Origin of the sequence: Xanthomonas sp. Leaf148, assembly GCF_001423585.1 — a bacterium.
In the GTDB taxonomy this organism is placed as follows: Bacteria; Pseudomonadota; Gammaproteobacteria; order Xanthomonadales; family Xanthomonadaceae; genus Xanthomonas.
Window position 1 is genome coordinate 1,188,248 of sequence record NZ_LMOP01000008.1, and the last position, 16,844, is coordinate 1,205,091.

Here is a 16,844-nt window from a genome sequence, read left to right on the forward strand (position 1 = left end):
GGGCGGGTCGTCCCGCAGGATGCGAGGCGTCGTCTGCATCATTCAGGTCGTTTTGGAGCGTGGCGAACCGTCGCGCTCTTCTCCAGTCGAACGTCTCATCTGGCAAGGAACTTCAGATGCGTATTGCGTATGTCCCGATCTACCTCGGCGTCGCCTCGGGATTGGCAGGTGCCCTGCACGCAGGGGAAGTGCCGGATGTTTTCGCCGCGCTCAATGCCTACGAGGCAAAAGACTATGCGCGCTGTGCCGAGGTAATGGACGCATTACAGCGCTCATCCGGCGAACTGCCACAGAATGGCGAACTCCTGCGCGCAGAATGCCTGGCGGCAGCAGAACGGACCGATGAGGCGATGCGCTATCTCGATGATGAAATTCCACGAGGGCGCATTTCCATCGATGATTTGCGCAGCAAGGATCGACCTGGCCTGAATCGTCTAAGAAAGATGCGCGGGTGGCCTGCACTTTTGGCGAAGGCCGAACGCATCAATGCGCAGCAGCAGGCGGCACAGAATCCGCAATTGCGGCAGCAATTGCTTGCGCGCGTGGAGAAGGATCAGCAAGCGCAAAATGCAGCAATCGCTGCTGGGGGCAAGCCAGCCGACTGGGCATCTATCGTGCCGGTGACGCGCGAAAATACCGAATGGCTCAAGCAAGTCGTCGCAACGCAGGGGTGGCCGGGACGGCGCCTGGTGGGCGAAGATGGCGCCAATGCAGCATGGACACTGATACAGCACTCCGACGCCGACCCAGCGTTTCAGGCGCAGGTGTTGGCACTGATGGAGGCGGCGCTTGCCAGGCAGGATGTGGCACCTGACGACGTTGCGCTGCTCACCGATCGCGTCTTGCGCGCGCAAGGCAAGCCTCAGCGCTACGGCACCCAGTTCCAGACCGATGCGGATGGCCGCATGTCGTTGCAGCCCACTGAGGACGAAGCTGGCCTGGATGTGCGTCGCCAACACATGGGACTGCCTCCCATGGAGCAGTACAGAAAAATGTTGCACGACGTTTACCACAAGCCGGTGCGTTGATCGACGGTTGGAGGACGCAGCGTTGCCGGCATCACTGCGCGCGCGGGTGCGCCGTTGCAGGAGCTGACAGTTGGCGATGTCGTCATGGCGTTCTGTCATGAGGGGCATGGCAGCAGCCGCGTATCGTCCTTGTTTTCTCCCGACCGAGCCGCACCATGACCGACCCGCAGTGGAAGCCCGAAACCATCGCCGTGCATGGCGGGTATCGCCCCGATCCGACCACGCGCGCGGTGGCGGTGCCGATCTACCAGACCGTTGCCTACGCCTTCGACAATACCCAGCACGGCGCGGATCTGTTCGATCTGAAGGTGCAGGGCAATATCTATAGCCGCATCATGAACCCGACCAACGATGTGCTGGAACAGCGCGTCGCGGCGTTGGAAGGCGGCATCGGCGCACTGGCGCTGGCGTCGGGGCAGGCGGCGGTGACCTACGCCATCCAGACCATCGCGGAGGTGGGCGACAACATCGTGTCGTCCAGTGCGTTGTATGGCGGTACCTACAACTTGTTCGCGCATACGCTGCCGCAGTTCGGCATCAGTACGCGATTTGCCGACTATCGCGATCCGCAAGCATTTGCCGGCCTGATCGACGACCGTACCAAGGCGGTGTTCGTCGAGTCGATCGGCAATCCGCGCGGCAACATCACCGATATCGAAGCGGTGGCGGCCGTGGCGCATGCGCATGGCGTACCGCTGATCGTGGACAACACCGTGGCCACCCCGTCGTTGCTGCGGCCGATCGACTTCGGCGCGGACATCGTGGTGCATTCGCTGACCAAGTATCTCGGCGGGCATGGCAACAGTATCGGTGGCGCCATCGTGGACAGCGGGCGCTTTCCGTGGGCGGAGCACAAGGCGCGGTTTCCGCGTCTCAACGAGCCGGACGTGAGCTACCACGGCGTGGTGTATACCGACGCGTTGGGCGAGGCCGCCTACATCGGCCGCGCGCGCGTGGTGCCGCTGCGCAATACCGGGGCGGCGTTGTCGCCGTTCAATGCGTTTTTGATCCTGCAAGGCATCGAAACCCTGCCGTTGCGCATGGAGCGCATCAATGCCAACACATTGGCGATTGCGACGTATCTGCAGCAACACGCGCGGGTGGCCTGGGTCAATTACGCCGCGTTGCCGGATCACCCCGAGCATGCGCTGGCGCAGAAGTATCTGGGCGGGCACGGCTCGGGCGTGCTGACCTTCGGCCTGCCCGGTGGGCGTGCGGCGGGTGCGCGGTTTCTGGATGCGCTGCAGTTGTTCACGCGGCTGGTCAACATCGGCGATGCCAAATCGCTGGCGACGCATCCTGCATCCACCACGCACCGTCAGCTCGATCCGGCCGAACTGGAACATGCCGGCGTCAGCGAAGACACCGTGCGCCTGTCGATCGGCATCGAACATATCGACGATCTGCTGGCGGATCTGGAGCAGGCGCTACAGGGAGCGTGAGGTTTTAGCGCAGCCAACAAGCCGGCTGTGCTCACCGCCAGGCGAGCGCGGCCGGTGCTCGGTGCGGCAGGTACCACGCGTCCACTCCGGTTCCTCCGCGCCGTCCACACCCACCTGACGACTGCTCGCTACGTTTTGTTGGCCACTCTTGGAACAGCGCTCCCGTCGGATACCAAGGCACGGCGTGCGCGCCACCGTCGCGCGTGTCTTGGTGCGCTCGTACTGCTAGCGCGGAGCGGAGCGGGGGTGGGTATGGCGCAGCGCGATGTCCGCCGGTACTGGCTTCGGTGAGCGCGGCAGCGCGGCTGGGGATTGGCTCTTCGGCTCGGTCAGACATCCTGTCTGACTCGCCGCCGCGGCACATCCTTGTGCCGCTCTCCGCCAATCCCCAGCCGCGCTNCTGGGGATTGGCTCTTCGGCTCGGTCAGACATCCTGTCTGACTCGCCGCCGCGGCACATCCTTGTGCCGCTCTCCGCCAATCCCCAGCCGCGCTGCCGCCTCGGGACGTCGCTTCCATGACCCGGACATCTTGAACACGCCAATGACGCTTGGCTTGAAGCCCTTCTGCCGCCCGGAACGGCTCGCCCCTCTCCCGTCGGGGCGAGGAGGAACAGCTTGCGCGCGATGGGCGCGGGTGGCCTTGGAGCGCACGCGCCGCAAGCGCAAGCGTGGGCTGGGGCGCGGAGCGGGGGGAGGGATCGCGGGCTCAATTACGGGGGCGAAGCCCACGCATATGTGCGAGATCAAGCTCGGTGGCGGACATACAAGTAATCCCAGCATGCTGCTTGCATCCATGGCATGAGGCTGCGCTCCGTCCCCTCATCCAGCGCTGCGCGCCACCTTCTCCCGATGGGAGAAGCAATCAGTAGTCACACCATCCCGGCGCGTGGCGACGCGCTGCGCTTGGCCGGTCGCACCAGACCGCTGAGGCGCCAGCCAATCCTGCTACCATGCGCGCCCCTGAGGTGACTGCCGGCTGGCCGGTGGTTTAAACGGGAATCCGGTGCGCGCATCGCCTTGGGCGAGTCGCAATTCCGGAGCTGCCCCCGCAACGGTGGGCGAGACAAGGGTCTGCACGTCACGCCACTGTGCTTTGCATGGGAAGGCGCAGACCCGGGAAGCATCCGCTTCCGCTCGCAAGCCCGGAGACCGGCCTGAGGGATTGACCCGGCACGCGGTGGGCGTGGCCTTGCGCGTCCGATGCTGCTGCGTCGGGCGGCTGGCCCGTTGCTGCGTGTCGCCCCATTGCCCCCGCGCGGGTCGGCGCGGTTTCAGGAGCAGCAGTAGATGTCCCTTTCTTCCGTTTTGCCGCGTCGCGCTGTGTTGGCCGCGGGGTTGTCGCTGTGCGTGATCAATCTGGCCCAGGCCGAAGCCGCTATCGATCTCGACGAAGTGGTGGTCACCGCCTCGCGGACCGCGCAGACCCAGGACCAGACGCTGGCGCCGGTCACGGTGATCGACCGCGCGCAGATCGAGCGCCGCCAGATCAATTCGCTGCAGGACCTGCTGCGAGGCGAAGCCGGGGTGTCGCTGGCCAATAACGGTGGTCCGGGTAAGGCGACCTCGTTGTTCCTGCGCGGCACCGAATCGGATCATCTGGTGGTGCTGATCGACGGCGTGCGCATCGGCTCGGCCACCGCCGGCGGTGCGGCGTTACAGGATCTGCCGATCGAGCAGATCGAGCGCATCGAGATCGTGCGCGGGCCGTTTTCCAGCCTGTATGGCTCCGAAGCATTGGGCGGCGTGATCCAGATCTTTACCCGTCGCCCGCAAGGCCGCTTCGTGCCGACGCTGAGCGTGGCGGCCGGCAGCGACAATGCGCGCCGTTATGGCGCCGGTGTCGCCGGACGCAGCCAGGGCGATCTGAGCGAAGCCGGCGGCTGGTATTCGGTCAACGCCGTGCATGACGAAACCGATGGCATCAATGCGTATCTGGACACCAGCTCGAGTGCCTACGATCCGGACCGCGACGGTTACCGCAACGATTCGCTGAGCGCGCAGGGCGGCTGGCGCTTCAATCAGCAGTGGGATGCGGACGTGCACGCCTTGCGTGCGCAGAGCCGCAACGAATACGACGGCTCAGCCTTCGGCGGCAATCTGTCCAAGGGCGTGCAGCAGGCCGTGGGCGGGCGCCTGCGCTATGCGCCCAGCGATGCGCTGACCTTCACCGCCAGCCTGGGCAGCAGCGCCGATTTCAGCGACGCGTATTACCAGGGTGCGTACCTGTCGACCTACGACACACGCCGCAAGCAGGGCTCGCTGCAGGCCGATGTCAACACCGGGCCGGGCCTGCTCACGGTCGGTTTCGACTGGCAGCGCGACGCCATCGCCAGCAGCGACACCTACGATGCCGATAGCCGCATCGACCGCGCTGCGTTTGCGCAGTGGCAGCAGAGCTTCGGCAGCCAGTCGCTGCAGGCCAGCCTGCGTCGCAACGACAACAGCCAGTTCGGTGGCAAGACCACCGGCAGCCTGTTGTGGGGCTGGGACTTCGCCGAGCATTTGCGCGTGACCGCCAGCTACGGCACTGCGTTCAAGGCGCCCACCTTCAACGAGTTGTACTACCCGGATTACGGCAATCCGTTGCTGGGGCCGGAGACCTCCAAGAGCGCCGAGCTGGGGCTGCGCGGCAGCTACGACTGGGGCACCTGGACGCTCAATGCCTTCCAGACCCGCATCGACGATCTGATCGCCTACGACGCCTCGCTGGTGGATGCCACCCATCCGTTCGGGCAGCCGAACAACATCGACCAGGCGCGCATTCGCGGTGTGGAAGCCGGCTACGACACCCAGCTGGCCGGCTGGACCGTGCGCAGCGCGCTGACCTGGCTACAGCCGCAGGCCGATGGCGAGGTCAATCACGGCAACTGGTTGCCGCGGCGCGCGCGGCAGAGCGGGCGCATCGATGCCGACCGCAGCTTCGGTGCCTTCAGCGTCGGCGCCAGCCTGTTCGGTTCCGGCAAGCGTTACGACGATCTGGCCAACACCGAGCGGCTGGCCGGCTACGGCCTGCTGGATCTGCGCGTGAGCTATGCGATCGACGCGGACTGGAAGGTGCAGTTCACCGCAAACAATATCTTCGACCGCCAGTACGAGACCGCACGCTGGTATGCGCAGCCGGGGCGCAATTATCTGCTCACCTTCCGCTACCAGGCGGCGCAGTAACGCGCGGGCGGTCGATGGCATGTGCGATGGCGGGATGCATCCGGCCGATAGCGACCGGCCGCAGCATCGCGCAACTCTTCGCACTGGTGGCAGTGCGTCGCTCCAACGCTCCACTGAGCAATCGGCTGCAGCCGGACGGCCAGTGACCCGGCAGCATCAGCAGCAATGTGCCACTCGTACACTGCAGCATCTCCCGTTTGCCTGTCTCCACTGCTAGCGCATCTGCGTCTGTACTCGAAGGAACACCGATGACCCCGCTCTCCCGTCCCGCCGAACGCGCTGTCTTCATCAGCTTGATGCTGGTGATGACTGTCACCCGCTTCCATCACGTCAGCGACTGGCTGCATCTGCCGGATGCATCGATGGCGGTGTTCTTTCTGGGTGGTCTGGCAGTGCGACGGCATGCGTTTTTTGTCGCCCTGCTGGTGTTGTCGGTGGCGATCGATTGGGCCGCGGTCACGGTGGCCGGTGTCAGCGACTTCTGCATCACCGCCGCCTATGCGGCGCTGCCGCTAGCGTACGGGGTGCTGTGGTACGCCGGCCGGGCCTATCACGCTCACCTTCGCCCGGATGCAAGGTCGATGTGTATTGCGTGGGCGCTGGGCACCTTGGCCGCTGTGGTGTCGTTCCTGATCTCCAACGGCGCGTTCTACTGGTGGGGCGGGCGCTATGCCGAGCCGCATTGGGCGCAGTATCTGCAGCGCGCAGCGCAGTGGGGCCCGTTGTTCGTGCGCACCACCGCGCTGTATCTGGCGGTTGCGCTTGCCGGCGCGTGGTGTGTATTGCGCTGGCGTGCCGCGCGCACTGCAGCGCCGTTATCGGCCCCGTTGGAGCGGTCATGACGGTTGCACGGCAAACGCGCACGCCGGCACGCGCGCCACTGCAAGGCACCGCCGCATGGATGTGCGGTAGCGCGCTGGTGCTGTTGATGGTGTGCACGCGCGGCGAGCATTTCGCCAGCGTGGATGCATTGCCCAGCGCATCCTGGGCGGTGTTTTTTCTGGCTGGTGCCTTGCTGCGCCCGCGGTGGATGCTGCCGCTGCTGTTCGGGGTGGCGTCTGCGCTGGATCTGATCGGCCTGGTCTCCGGCAGCATCAGCGATTGGTGTCTGTCGCCGGCCTATTGGGCGCTGGCATTGGCGTATGCGGCATTGTGGTTGGGTGGGCGCGTGTATGCCATGCAGCTGCACCGCGACGTGTGGCGCGATGCGGCCCGCCTGCTGTGCGCAGTGCTGCTAAGCGGCAGCCTGGCGTATCTGCTCTCCAAGGGCGGCTTCTACTTCTTGTCCGGCCGTTATCCGCAGGCCACGCTTGGCGGTTTTGTCGCGCGCGTGCCTGACTATTATCCGCACGCACTCGGCACGCTGGCAGGCTATGTCGGCGTCGCTTTCGCGCTGCTGGCTGCACTACGTGGCATCGTCGCACGTCATCCGATTGGAGCAAGCGCATGAGCACCCCTGAACACGACGACGCGCATTACCGCGAACGCGCGCAGCGCAAGAAGGAGTTGGTGGACCGACGCATCGCACGCGCGGTCATCGACCGTGGCGTGCTGCTGGTCAATACCGGTAATGGCAAGGGCAAGAGTTCGTCCGGTTTCGGCATGCTGGCGCGCTCGCTCGGGCATGGCCTTTACTGCGGCGTGGTGCAATTCATCAAGGGCACGTTTTCCACCGGCGAAGAAGCGTTTTTCCGCCGCTTTCCGGATCTGCTCGACTACCACGTGATGGGCGAGGGCTTTACCTGGGAAACCCAGGACCGTGCACTCGATATCGCCGCTGCGCAGGCCGCCTGGCAACTGGCGCGCGGCATGCTGGCCGACCCGCGCTACGACTTCGTGCTGCTGGACGAACTCAATATCGCCTTGGTCAAAGACTACATCGCGCTGGACGAGGTGCTCGCAGCCGTGGCTGCGCGTCCGCCCGGGCAGCATGTGGTGATCACCGGGCGCGGTGCGCCGGCCGGGTTGATCGAGGTCGCCGACACCGTCACCGAGATGCGCCTGATCAAGCATGCCTTCAACGCCGGCATCAAGGCGCAGCTCGGCATCGAGTTGTAGGCATGACCACGCGCATGCAATTGCCTGCAGCTGCATCGGCGTGTGTCCTGTCATGACGCAGGGACGCCCACCATGGCGCTGGTGATTGCCACGGCGGCCGTGCTGCTGGATCTGCTGCTGGGCGAACCGCGGCGCGCGCATCCGCTGGTGCTGTTCGGCCACTGGGCACAGCGCGTGGAAGCACGCCTGTACCGCGATCGTCGCGGTGCAGGCGTGCTCGCCTGGTGCACGACGGTGGTGCCATGGACGCTCCTGGCAGCCGCGTTGCAAGCGCTGCTGTGGTGGTGGTCGGCGTGGGCGGCAACTGTCTTTGCCGCCGTCATGCTGTACCTGGCGCTGGGATTGCGCAGCCTGGGCGAACATGCGCAGCCGGTGATCGACGCATTGCAGGCCGACGACCTGGCAGCGGCGCGCACTGCCGTGGGCCGCATCGTCAGCCGCGACACCGCCGCGCTCGATGCCACGCAGGTTGCCGCCGCAGCGACCGAGTCGGTGCTGGAAAACGGCAGCGATGCGGTGTTTGCCGCGCTGTTTTGGGGTGTGCTGCTCGGCGCGCCGGGCGCAGTGCTGTATCGGCTGTCCAATACGCTGGATGCGATGTGGGGCTATCGCACGCCGCGCTACACCAACTTCGGCTGCGCTGCGGCGCGCATCGACGATGTGCTCAATTGGGTGCCCGCGCGGCTCACCGCCGCGACGTACGCGCTGCTCGGCCGCAGCCGTACCGGCATGCGCTGCGCCTGGCAGCAGGGGCGCAGCTGGAAGAGCCCCAATGCCGGCCCGGTGATGGCGGCCGGTGCCGGCGCGCTGCAGGTGCAATTGGGTGGGCCAGCGCCGTACCACGGCCACTGGCAGACACGGCCGCGCCTGGGCGAGGGCCTGCCGGCCAGCGCCGGCAGCGTGCGCCGTGCGCTGCTGCTGGTGCGTGCCGGGGTGCTGCTGTGGTTGTTGCTCGGTGCACTGGCGTTGGCGCTGGTGACGCCATGACCGGCCGCCAACCCCTTGCGCGCAGGCGCTGCGTCGACCATCGGCAATCTCTGTGCAGTCACGCACCATCTCGTGGAGTCGCTCATGCTTGAACACGGAGGCCGGTTGCGCCGCGCCGCGCAGACCTACGGGATTGCGCTGTCGCACTGGCTGGATCTGTCTACCGGGGTGAGCCCGTTCGCCTGGCCCGTGCCTGCCATCCCGGAGCAGGCGTGGCAGCGCCTGCCGGAAGACGACGATGGTCTGGCCGAGAGCGCCGCGGCCTATTACGGCGCGCCGCATGTATTGCCGGTCGCCGGCTCGCAGGCGGCGATTCAGGCCTTGCCGCTGTTGCGCAGCCGCAGCCGGGTGGGCGTGCTGGCACCGGGGTATGCCGAACATACACACGCGTGGCGACGCGCCGGCCACACCGTCGTACCGCTGCCGGCGGGGCCGTTGCTGCAGACGGCAGAGACCTTCGATGTGGTGGTGCTGATCCATCCCAATAACCCAGGCGCAGAGACCTTCGATCGCGAAGTGCTGTTGCAGCTGCATGCACGTCTGGCAGCACGCGGCGGTTGGTTGGTGATCGACGAAGCCTTCATGGATGCCACGCCGCACGACAGCGTGTGCGCGCAGACGCTGCAACCGGGCTTGATCGTGCTGCGCTCGGTCGGCAAGTTCTTCGGCATGGCCGGTGCGCGGGCCGGGTTCGTGTGCGCGCAGCCGCAGTTGCTGGATGCACTGCGCGAGCAGTTGGGGCCATGGACGGTGAGCGGCCCCACCCGCTGGGCGCTGCAGCAGGCGTTGGCAGATACTCACTGGCACGCGCAGGCCCGCGAACGCCTGCACGCGGCAGCGCAGCGGCTTGCGCAGCTGTTGCGCAGTCATGCGATCGCACCCACCGCAGGCACTGCGTTTTTCCAATGGTGTCGGCGCGACGATGCGGCGGTGTTGCATGCGGCGCTGGCGCAACGCGGCATCCTGACCCGCCTGTTCGATACCCCGGCCAGCCTGCGCTTCGGCCTGCCGCCCGATGCGGCCGCCGAAGCACGCCTGGATGCGGCACTGGGCGAGGTATTGGCGTGAGCGCACGCGTGTTGATGGTGCAGGGCTGCACCTCCGATGCCGGCAAGAGCACGCTGGTGGCCGCGCTATGCCGCTGGCTGCATCGCCAGGGCGTGGCGGTGGCGCCGTTCAAGCCGCAGAACATGGCGCTGAACTCGGCAGTCACCGTCGATGGTGGCGAGATCGGCCGCGCGCAAGCGGTGCAGGCGCAAGCCTGCGGACTAGAGCCGCACACCGACTTCAACCCGGTGTTGCTCAAACCCAACAGCGACACCGGGGCGCAGGTGATCGTGCATGGACACCCGGTCGCCACGCTGGATGCGGTGGGCTACCACGCTTACAAGGCCACCGCGCTTGCCGCGGTGTTGGCCTCGCACGCACGGCTGGTCGAGCGTTTCGACGTGGTGCTGGTGGAAGGCGCGGGCAGCCCGGCAGAGATCAATCTGCGCGCCAACGATATCGCCAACATGGGCTATGCCGAGGCGGTGGATTGCGCGGTGATCCTGATTGCCGACATCGACCGTGGCGGCGTGTTCGCGCATCTGGTCGGCACCTTGGCCTTGCTGTCGGAGAGCGAACGCGCACGCGTTGCCGGGTTTGTCATCAACCGCTTTCGTGGCGATCTGGCGCTGTTGCAACCGGGCCTGGACTGGCTGGAACGCGAAACCGGCAAGCCAGTGCTCGGCGTGTTGCCGTATCTGCACGGCCTGCAGCTGGAGGCCGAAGATGCGCTGCCACGGCAGGCGCTGCACAAGCCGCACGCGCAGCTGCGCGTGGTGGTGCCGGTGCTGCCGCGGATCAGCAACCACACCGATTTCGATGCCTTGCTGGCGCATCCGCAGGTGGAGGTGCAACTGGTCGGCCCGGGCCAGACGCCACCGCCCTGCGATCTGATCGTGCTGCCCGGCAGCAAGGCGACGCGCCAGGATCTGCAGTGGCTGCGCGCGCACGGCTGGGACACCGCCATCGCACGCCACCTGCGGTATGGCGGCAAGCTGCTCGGGATCTGCGGCGGTCTGCAGATGCTGGGCGAGCAGATCCACGACCCCGATGGCATCGAAGGCCCGGCCGGCAGCAGTGCCGGGTTGGGCTGGCTGGCACTGGACACGCAGTTGCACGCGCACAAGCAATTGCACCGCGTACACGGGCTGCTGGCGCTCGGCGACGTGGCTGCCAGCGGCTATGAAATTCACTGCGGTCTCAGCACCGGCGCTGCGTTGGCGCGGCCGCTGGTGCAGCTGGACGATGGCCGCAGCGATGGCGCCATCTCCGACGACGGCCAGGTGCTGGGCACCTATCTGCACGGCATCTTCGATCACCCGCAGGCACTGGCCGCGTTACTCGCATGGGCCGGCCTGGCGCAGGCAACGCCGCTGGATCTGGCGGCGTTGCGCGAGGCCACGCTCGACCGTCTTGCCGATGCGGTGCACACGCATTTAGACACCGCCGCGCTGACGCGGCTCACCAGCAAGGAACCGGCATGCGGCAGTTGATTCTGGGTGGCGCGCGCTCGGGCAAGAGCGCACTGGCCGAACGCCTTGCCGCCAGCGCGGCCGAGCACGTGTGCTATGTGGCCACCGCGCAGGCGTTCGATGACGAAATGCAGCAACGCATCGCCCATCACCGCAGCCAGCGCCCGTCGCATTGGCAGTGCGTGGAAGAACCCATCGCCTTGGCCGCCACGCTGCAGGCGTTGGCCGCACCTGATCGCTGCGTGTTGGTCGATTGCCTGACGCTGTGGCTGAGCAACTTGCTGGGCCAACCGGATGCGGGCACATTTACGCGCGAACGCGACGCACTGCTCGCAACGCTGCCGCAGTTGCCTGGGCAGATCGTACTGGTCAGCAACGAAGTGGGGCAGGGCATCGTGCCACTGGGCGAACTCACGCGTCGTTTCGTCGACGAAGCCGGCCGGCTGCATCAGGCATTGGCGCTACAGTGCGAGCGTGTGGTGTTTGTCGTGGCGGGTTTGCCGATGGTGTTGAAGGGAGAGCAGCTGTGAGTAGCGACTGGATCTTTGCCGCATGCGCAGTGCCGGATGCGCGCGTGCGCGCGGCTGCGCTGGAACGGCAGGAACAACTGACCAAACCGCCCGGCGCGTTGGGCCGGCTGGAGCAACTGGCCGTGCAATTGGCGGCCTGGCAACGCACCGCGCAGCCGACCGTGCAGCGGGTCTGGATTGCGGTGTACGCGGCCGACCATGGCGTTGCCGCCGAGGGCGTGTCGGCGTTTCCGCAGGCGGTCACCGGCGAGATGGTGCGCAATTTCGCACGCGGCGGTGCGGCCATTGCGGTGTTGGCGCGCGAACTCGGTGCGCGTCTGGAAGTGGTGAATCTGGGCGTAGTCAACGACCCCGGCGAGTTGCCGCGCGTACGTCGCGCCTGGATCGCACCCTCCAGCGCCAACATCTGCGAGCAACCGGCGATGACCCCCAGCCAGTTGCGCGACGCGCTGGCCGCCGGTGCGGAGAGCATCGCGCAGGCCAAAAATTGCGACACGCAGTTGTTTGTCGGCGGCGAAATGGGCATCGGCAACACCACCGCCGCTGCCGCGTTGGGCTGCGCGCTGTTGTCGCAGTTTCCGCAGGCGATGGCTGGCGCCGGCACCGGCCTGGATGCCGAAGGCATCGCGCACAAGGCAACGGTGATCAGCCGCGCATTGGCCTTGCACGCCGACGCCACCACGCCGCTGGAACGGTTGCGCCGGCTCGGCGGGTTCGAGATCGCCGCCCTGGTCGGCGCGTATATCGCCGCCGCGCAGGCCGGCATTCCGGTGCTGGTGGATGGCTTCATCACCACCGCTGCGGCGCTGGTGGCCACCCGTCTGAATCCCGGCGTGCGCGAATGGCTGTTGTTCGGACACCGCTCACAGGAGCGCGGCCACGCCGCCTTGCTACGCGCCCTGGATGCCGAGCCGTTGCTGCAACTGGACCTGCGCCTGGGCGAAGCCAGTGGCGCAGCGGTGGCGATTCCACTGCTGCGCAGCGCCTGCGCCTTGCACAACGGCATGGCCACCTTTGCCGAAGCGGGAGTGTCAGACGCATGAGCACGCAGATCACCTTGCTGCGGCACGGTGACACCGGGCAGCGCAGCTATCGCGGCCAGCTCGACGACCCGCTCACCGAGCTGGGTTGGCAGCAATTGCGCGCGGCCACCGCCGAGGGCGAATGGGATGTGGTGGTGTCGTCCACCTTGCAGCGCTGCGCAGCCTTCGCTACCGAACTGGCCGACGCGCGCGGCTTGCCGCTGCAGCTGGACGCACGGCTGCGTGAGTATCACTTTGGCCGCTGGCAAGGCGTGCCGGTGGCCGAGATCGATCGCGACGAAGGCGAAGCGCTTGGCCGCTTCTGGGCCGACCCGCTGCACCACCCGCCGCCGCAGGCAGAACCGTTCGAGGCGTTCTGCGCGCGGCTCGCCGCGGCGCTGGATGCGGTGGTCGCCACCTACCCGGCGCGTCGCGTGCTGGTGGTCACCCATGGCGGTGCCATCCGTGCAGTGCAGTGCATGGTGGCTGGCAATGGATTCGGCCGCATGACCGAGCTGGCGGTGCCGCACGCCTCGCTGCATCCACTGGTCTGGCCACCGGCCGATAATGTTGCTGCAGCGCTGCCATCGGTGCCTGCAGCAGCGCCGCAGTCTGCACACGACGCCGGATGATCGATGGGCTGCTCGCGGCGATCGGATTCCTGACCCGCATTCCGGTGCCCGGTGCGGTGTTCACCCGGCCGGGCGTGCAGGCACGTTCGTTGCCGTGGTATCCGGGGGTCGGCCTGCTGCTCGGTGCGCTGCTGTGTAGCCTGGCGTGGTGCCTGCGCGATGTCGCGCCATTGCTGGGCGCGGCATTGCTGTTGAGCGCATGGACCTGGCTGACCGGCGCCCTGCACCTGGACGGGCTGGCCGACATGACCGACGCCTGGGTCGGCGGTATGGGCGACCGCGCGCGCACGCTGGCGATCATGAAAGACCCCACCAGCGGACCGATGGCAGTGACCGCCGTGGTGCTGGTCTTGCTGCTCAAATGCGCCGCACTGGCCACATTGCTGCCGCACGCACCGGGTGCGCTGTGGCTGGCGCCATTGCTGGCACGTGCCGCGGTGGTGGCGGCGTTCTTGACCACGCCGTACGTGCGCGCTGGCGGCCTGGGCAGCGCGCTGGTCGCCGCACCACGCACAAGCTTGTGGCTGGCGTTGATACTGGCGACCGTGGTCTGCGTCGCTGCCGGTATGGCGAGCGCGGCTCTGTGCCTCGGTAGTGCTGCACTGGTCTTCGTTCTATGGCGCCGCGCCTGCATGCAGCGCCTGGATGGCATGACGGGCGATACCTGCGGCGCACTGGTGGAACTGACTGAAACGGCCGTGCTAGTGACGCTGGCGCTGTGGCTGGGTTGAGCCGCACGTTGTGCAACGGGGTGCAACATTCCGCAAGATCGGGACCGCGCAGGCACGCGATGCAGGCGATGCTGATGCCGTCACCAGGGAGCCAACACCATGCATGCAGCAGACTCAGCAGTTAGCAGTTGGCAACGCGGCGTGGAGCGCGTCATCGCGCATCTGCAGGCCAGCATTCGCAGCGGCGCCGCATTGCCGGATCTGGCCGAATTGGCAGGCATCGCGCACCAGTCGCCGTATCACTTCCATCGGGTCTATCGCGCCCTGACCGGTGAGACCGTGGGCCACACGGTGGCACGCTTGCGGTTGAGCCAAGCCCTGCATCTGTTGGGCAGCGACGATGCGTCGGTGACCGAGGTCGCGCTCGCAGTCGGTTACCAGACACCTCAGGCGCTGGCGCGTGCCTGCCGCAGCGCACTGCAGGCCAGTCCCACCGTCTTGCGCTCGGCGCCCGCATTGCGGGCCAGCAAGCTGCAGCAGTTATCGACGCCGGCAACGTTGGCAAACAGCCCGTCAGCACCGCTGCAGGTTAGCGTGCAGACGCTGGAGCCATTCGAATTGGTGGTGCTACGCAAGCGCGGCGCATTCGACGACCTGGATCGCGGCTTCGGCCGGATTGTGGCCTGGGCGGCGCGCGCCGGCATCGTCGACAGCCTGCAATGTCTGGTGGGATTGCCGCTGAGCGATCACCGCGACGTTCCGGCGCACGCGCATCTGTTCGAATGCGGTGTGGGCTTCGACGCAGTGGCCATGCCAGCAGCGCCCTTGCAGTTGCGCCGTCTGGACGGCGGACCGCACGCCGTCCTGCGGCATGTGGGTTCGTATGCCGGGCTGGAAGATGCGCTGGACCAGCTATTGGCCGCCTGGCTGCCCGGCAGCGGCTACCTGCTGCGCGATGCACCGCTGCATTACCTGTATCTGGACGATCCGGAAGAAACACCCGAAGCGATTCTGCGCGCCGATATTCGGGTGCCGGTGGCGGCGACCCAAACGCGTGGTTGAGGTGACGGACGCAGTGCCGCACGCGTAGCTGAGTTGCAGAGCGATTGTGCAAGCTGTTGCCTGCGCGCGAAACATCTGCACGCGCAGGGCCGACATGCTCGCTGAGTTGCTTTCAGAGCGGCCAACAAAACGTAGCGAGCAGTCGTCAGATGGGTGTGGACGGTGCGGAGGAACCGGAGTGTAAGCGTGGTCCATGCTGCACCGAGCATCGGTCGCGCCCGCCTGGCGGTGAGCACAGTCCTTTTGTTAGGGATGCTCTGAACAAGTCCCTGGGTAGTGCCGGCCGCTGGCCGGCAGTCTGAGCGACAATGACGGTACATGTTGAGGAGCCATCCATGCAGCTGACATTCGGCGATGCCGAGGGCCTGGGCAAGCGCAAGCAGACCCGACGCGAGATCTTCCTAGCCGAGATGGAACAGGTGGTCCCCTGGAAGGCGTTGCTGGCCCAGATCGAGCCGCATTACCCGCGCTCGGGCCGCGTGGGTCGGCCGCCGTACTCAATGGAAACGATGCTGCGCATCCACCTGCTGCAGCAGTGGTATGCATTGAGCGGCCCTGGCATGGAGGAAGCGCTGCACGAGATCGCCTCAATGCGGTTGTTTGCGCGGCTCAGCGGCCTTGACGCGATTCCGGATGAGACCACGATCCTCAACTTCCGTCGTCTGCTGGAGACGCACGGCCTTGCGGCAAAGATGCTCGAAGCGGTGAACGCGCACCTTGCCCGCAAGGGCCAAAGCCTGCGTGCTGGCACGATCGTAGATGCCACGATCATCAACGCGCCAAGTTCCACCAAGAACGCCAACAGGTCGCGCGACCCGCAAATGCACCAGACCCGCAAGGGCAACCAGTGGTACTTCGGGATGAAGGCGCATATCGGCGTTGACGAATTTTCCGGTCTGGTGCACCACGTGAAGTGCACGGCAGCTAATGTGGGCGATGTCACAGTCACCCACGCGCTGTTGCACGGCAAGGAAGCCGGTGTGTTCGGCGATAGCGGCTACAGCGGTGCAGACAAACGTGCTGAACTGTCCGACTGCAAGGCGACGTTTTTCATCGCTGCCAAGCGCTCAAAGGTGAAAGCGATCGGCAACGCACGGGAGCGAAAGCAGGTTGAGCGCTGGGAGAGTTGCAAAGCCAGCATACGCGCTAAGGTCGAACACCCGTTCCGCGTGATCAAACGGCAGTTTGGCTACACCAAGGTGCGTTATCGAGGTCTGGCGAAAAACACCGCGCAGGTACTCACCCTGTTTGCGCTGTCCAACCTGTGGATGGTGCGCCGGCAGTTGCTGCCGACGTAGGGGTTACTCCGTCCCGAGGTGCCAACAAGGGCACCTCGAGGGCAGAAAGCAATGGCAATCGCATGCGCCTGATGGGTCCGGACCACTCAGATGCTGGAAATTCAGCACTCCGTGGTGATTGCTCAGAGCATCCCTAGGCGCTGCTACCACCGGCATCCGTCAGCGTGCGTTGTCTGCTGCGTTCTCCGGCGCAGGTGCAACACCGGCGTCGCTCGTGGCTTCCCGGCACTTAGAGAAGTTCCGCGCTTGGTCTACAAGCCTAATGAGGGCGTTCCGCCACAAGGCTTAGCATTTCCGATGTCGCTGCAGCACAATCGACCTGGAAGCGGCTGGTTCCGGAAGAAGCTTCAAAAATTGCGTGCTCAAATTTTGAGAACGTCTTGATAGCATTAGCATACGTGCGCGGTAGAGCGCGAGTTGGTATAACGG

15 protein-coding genes, 2 other RNA genes and 1 riboswitch are annotated in these 16,844 nt (G+C 66.1%); of the genes, 16 read left to right on the top strand and 1 reads right to left on the bottom strand.

Features of this window, described 5'->3' with window-relative positions; all coding sequences use genetic code 11:
- Nucleotides 1–116: 116 nt before the first annotated feature.
- The 15 genes from ASF90_RS09620 to ASF90_RS09685 all read left to right on the top strand — a co-directional run bounded on the left by ASF90_RS09620 (nt 117) and on the right by ASF90_RS09685 (nt 15,117).
- On the top strand, nt 117–1,028 hold the full coding sequence (locus ASF90_RS09620) for a DUF6624 domain-containing protein (RefSeq protein WP_055848958.1): 912 nt from the start codon (nt 117–119) through the stop codon (nt 1,026–1,028).
- Nucleotides 1,029–1,183: 155 nt separating this feature from the next.
- Nucleotides 1,184–2,470 (top strand): aminotransferase class V-fold PLP-dependent enzyme, encoded by a 1,287-nt coding sequence (locus ASF90_RS09625; protein WP_055848961.1) that lies wholly within the window; start codon nt 1,184–1,186, stop codon nt 2,468–2,470.
- A 68-nt stretch (nt 2,471–2,538) separates the two neighbouring features.
- Nucleotides 2,539–2,614: non-coding RNA, sX9 sRNA (locus ASF90_RS21970), on the top strand.
- A gap of 803 nt (nt 2,615–3,417) precedes the next feature.
- Nucleotides 3,418–3,644: riboswitch (cobalamin riboswitch) on the top strand.
- A gap of 114 nt (nt 3,645–3,758) precedes the next feature.
- Nucleotides 3,759–5,636: a TonB-dependent vitamin B12 receptor gene (gene btuB, locus ASF90_RS09630; protein WP_055848964.1), complete on the top strand. Its 1,878-nt coding sequence runs from the start codon at nt 3,759–3,761 to the stop codon at nt 5,634–5,636.
- Nucleotides 5,637–5,884: 248 nt separating this feature from the next.
- Entirely contained in the window at nt 5,885–6,478 is a 594-nt protein-coding gene (locus tag ASF90_RS09635) for a hypothetical protein (protein WP_055848967.1), read from the top strand.
- 59 nt (nt 6,479–6,537) lie between these two features.
- Nucleotides 6,538–7,086 carry a hypothetical protein gene (locus ASF90_RS09640; RefSeq protein ID WP_115529147.1) on the top strand — a complete coding sequence of 183 codons (549 nt, stop codon included), beginning with the start codon at nt 6,538–6,540 and terminating at the stop codon, nt 7,084–7,086.
- Nucleotides 7,083–7,694 carry a cob(I)yrinic acid a,c-diamide adenosyltransferase gene (cobO, locus tag ASF90_RS09645; RefSeq protein WP_055848972.1) on the top strand — a complete coding sequence of 204 codons (612 nt, stop codon included), beginning with the start codon at nt 7,083–7,085 and terminating at the stop codon, nt 7,692–7,694. Before ASF90_RS09640 ends, cobO begins: the two co-directional genes overlap by 4 nt.
- A 72-nt stretch (nt 7,695–7,766) precedes the next feature.
- Nucleotides 7,767–8,681, top strand: a complete 915-nt coding sequence (gene cbiB, locus ASF90_RS09650; RefSeq protein ID WP_055848975.1) for an adenosylcobinamide-phosphate synthase CbiB — start codon at nt 7,767–7,769, stop codon at nt 8,679–8,681.
- An 84-nt stretch (nt 8,682–8,765) separates the two neighbouring features.
- Nucleotides 8,766–9,749 (top strand): threonine-phosphate decarboxylase CobD, encoded by a 984-nt coding sequence (gene cobD / locus ASF90_RS09655; protein ID WP_055850335.1) that lies wholly within the window; start codon nt 8,766–8,768, stop codon nt 9,747–9,749.
- A complete protein-coding gene (locus ASF90_RS09660) occupies nt 9,746–11,221 on the top strand; it encodes a cobyric acid synthase (RefSeq protein WP_055848978.1) in 1,476 nt (491 codons plus the stop codon). Before cobD ends, ASF90_RS09660 begins: the two co-directional genes overlap by 4 nt.
- Entirely contained in the window at nt 11,209–11,730 is a 522-nt protein-coding gene (gene cobU / locus ASF90_RS09665) for a bifunctional adenosylcobinamide kinase/adenosylcobinamide-phosphate guanylyltransferase (RefSeq protein WP_055848981.1), read from the top strand. The genes ASF90_RS09660 and cobU overlap by 13 nt, the downstream gene beginning before the upstream one ends.
- Nucleotides 11,727–12,773, top strand: a complete 1,047-nt coding sequence (gene cobT / locus ASF90_RS09670; RefSeq protein WP_055848983.1) for a nicotinate-nucleotide--dimethylbenzimidazole phosphoribosyltransferase — start codon at nt 11,727–11,729, stop codon at nt 12,771–12,773. Before cobU ends, cobT begins: the two co-directional genes overlap by 4 nt.
- Nucleotides 12,770–13,384, top strand: coding sequence for a histidine phosphatase family protein (locus ASF90_RS09675; protein WP_055848986.1), 615 nt, complete (start codon nt 12,770–12,772; stop codon nt 13,382–13,384). The genes cobT and ASF90_RS09675 overlap by 4 nt, the downstream gene beginning before the upstream one ends.
- Nucleotides 13,381–14,115 carry an adenosylcobinamide-GDP ribazoletransferase gene (locus ASF90_RS09680; RefSeq protein ID WP_055848989.1) on the top strand — a complete coding sequence of 245 codons (735 nt, stop codon included), beginning with the start codon at nt 13,381–13,383 and terminating at the stop codon, nt 14,113–14,115. Before ASF90_RS09675 ends, ASF90_RS09680 begins: the two co-directional genes overlap by 4 nt.
- 99 nt (nt 14,116–14,214) lie before the next feature.
- Nucleotides 14,215–15,117 carry an AraC family transcriptional regulator gene (locus tag ASF90_RS09685; protein WP_115528702.1) on the top strand — a complete coding sequence of 301 codons (903 nt, stop codon included), beginning with the start codon at nt 14,215–14,217 and terminating at the stop codon, nt 15,115–15,117.
- 119 nt (nt 15,118–15,236) lie between these two features.
- On the opposite strand, the gene ASF90_RS21980 is transcribed toward ASF90_RS09685, so the two are convergent.
- Nucleotides 15,237–15,312, bottom strand: a non-coding RNA gene (locus ASF90_RS21980) — sX9 sRNA.
- A gap of 140 nt (nt 15,313–15,452) precedes the next feature.
- Between ASF90_RS21980 and ASF90_RS09690 the strand changes: the two genes are divergently transcribed.
- Nucleotides 15,453–16,415 (top strand): IS5 family transposase, encoded by a 963-nt coding sequence (locus ASF90_RS09690; protein ID WP_055848992.1) that lies wholly within the window; start codon nt 15,453–15,455, stop codon nt 16,413–16,415.
- Nucleotides 16,416–16,844: the final 429 nt, after the last annotated feature.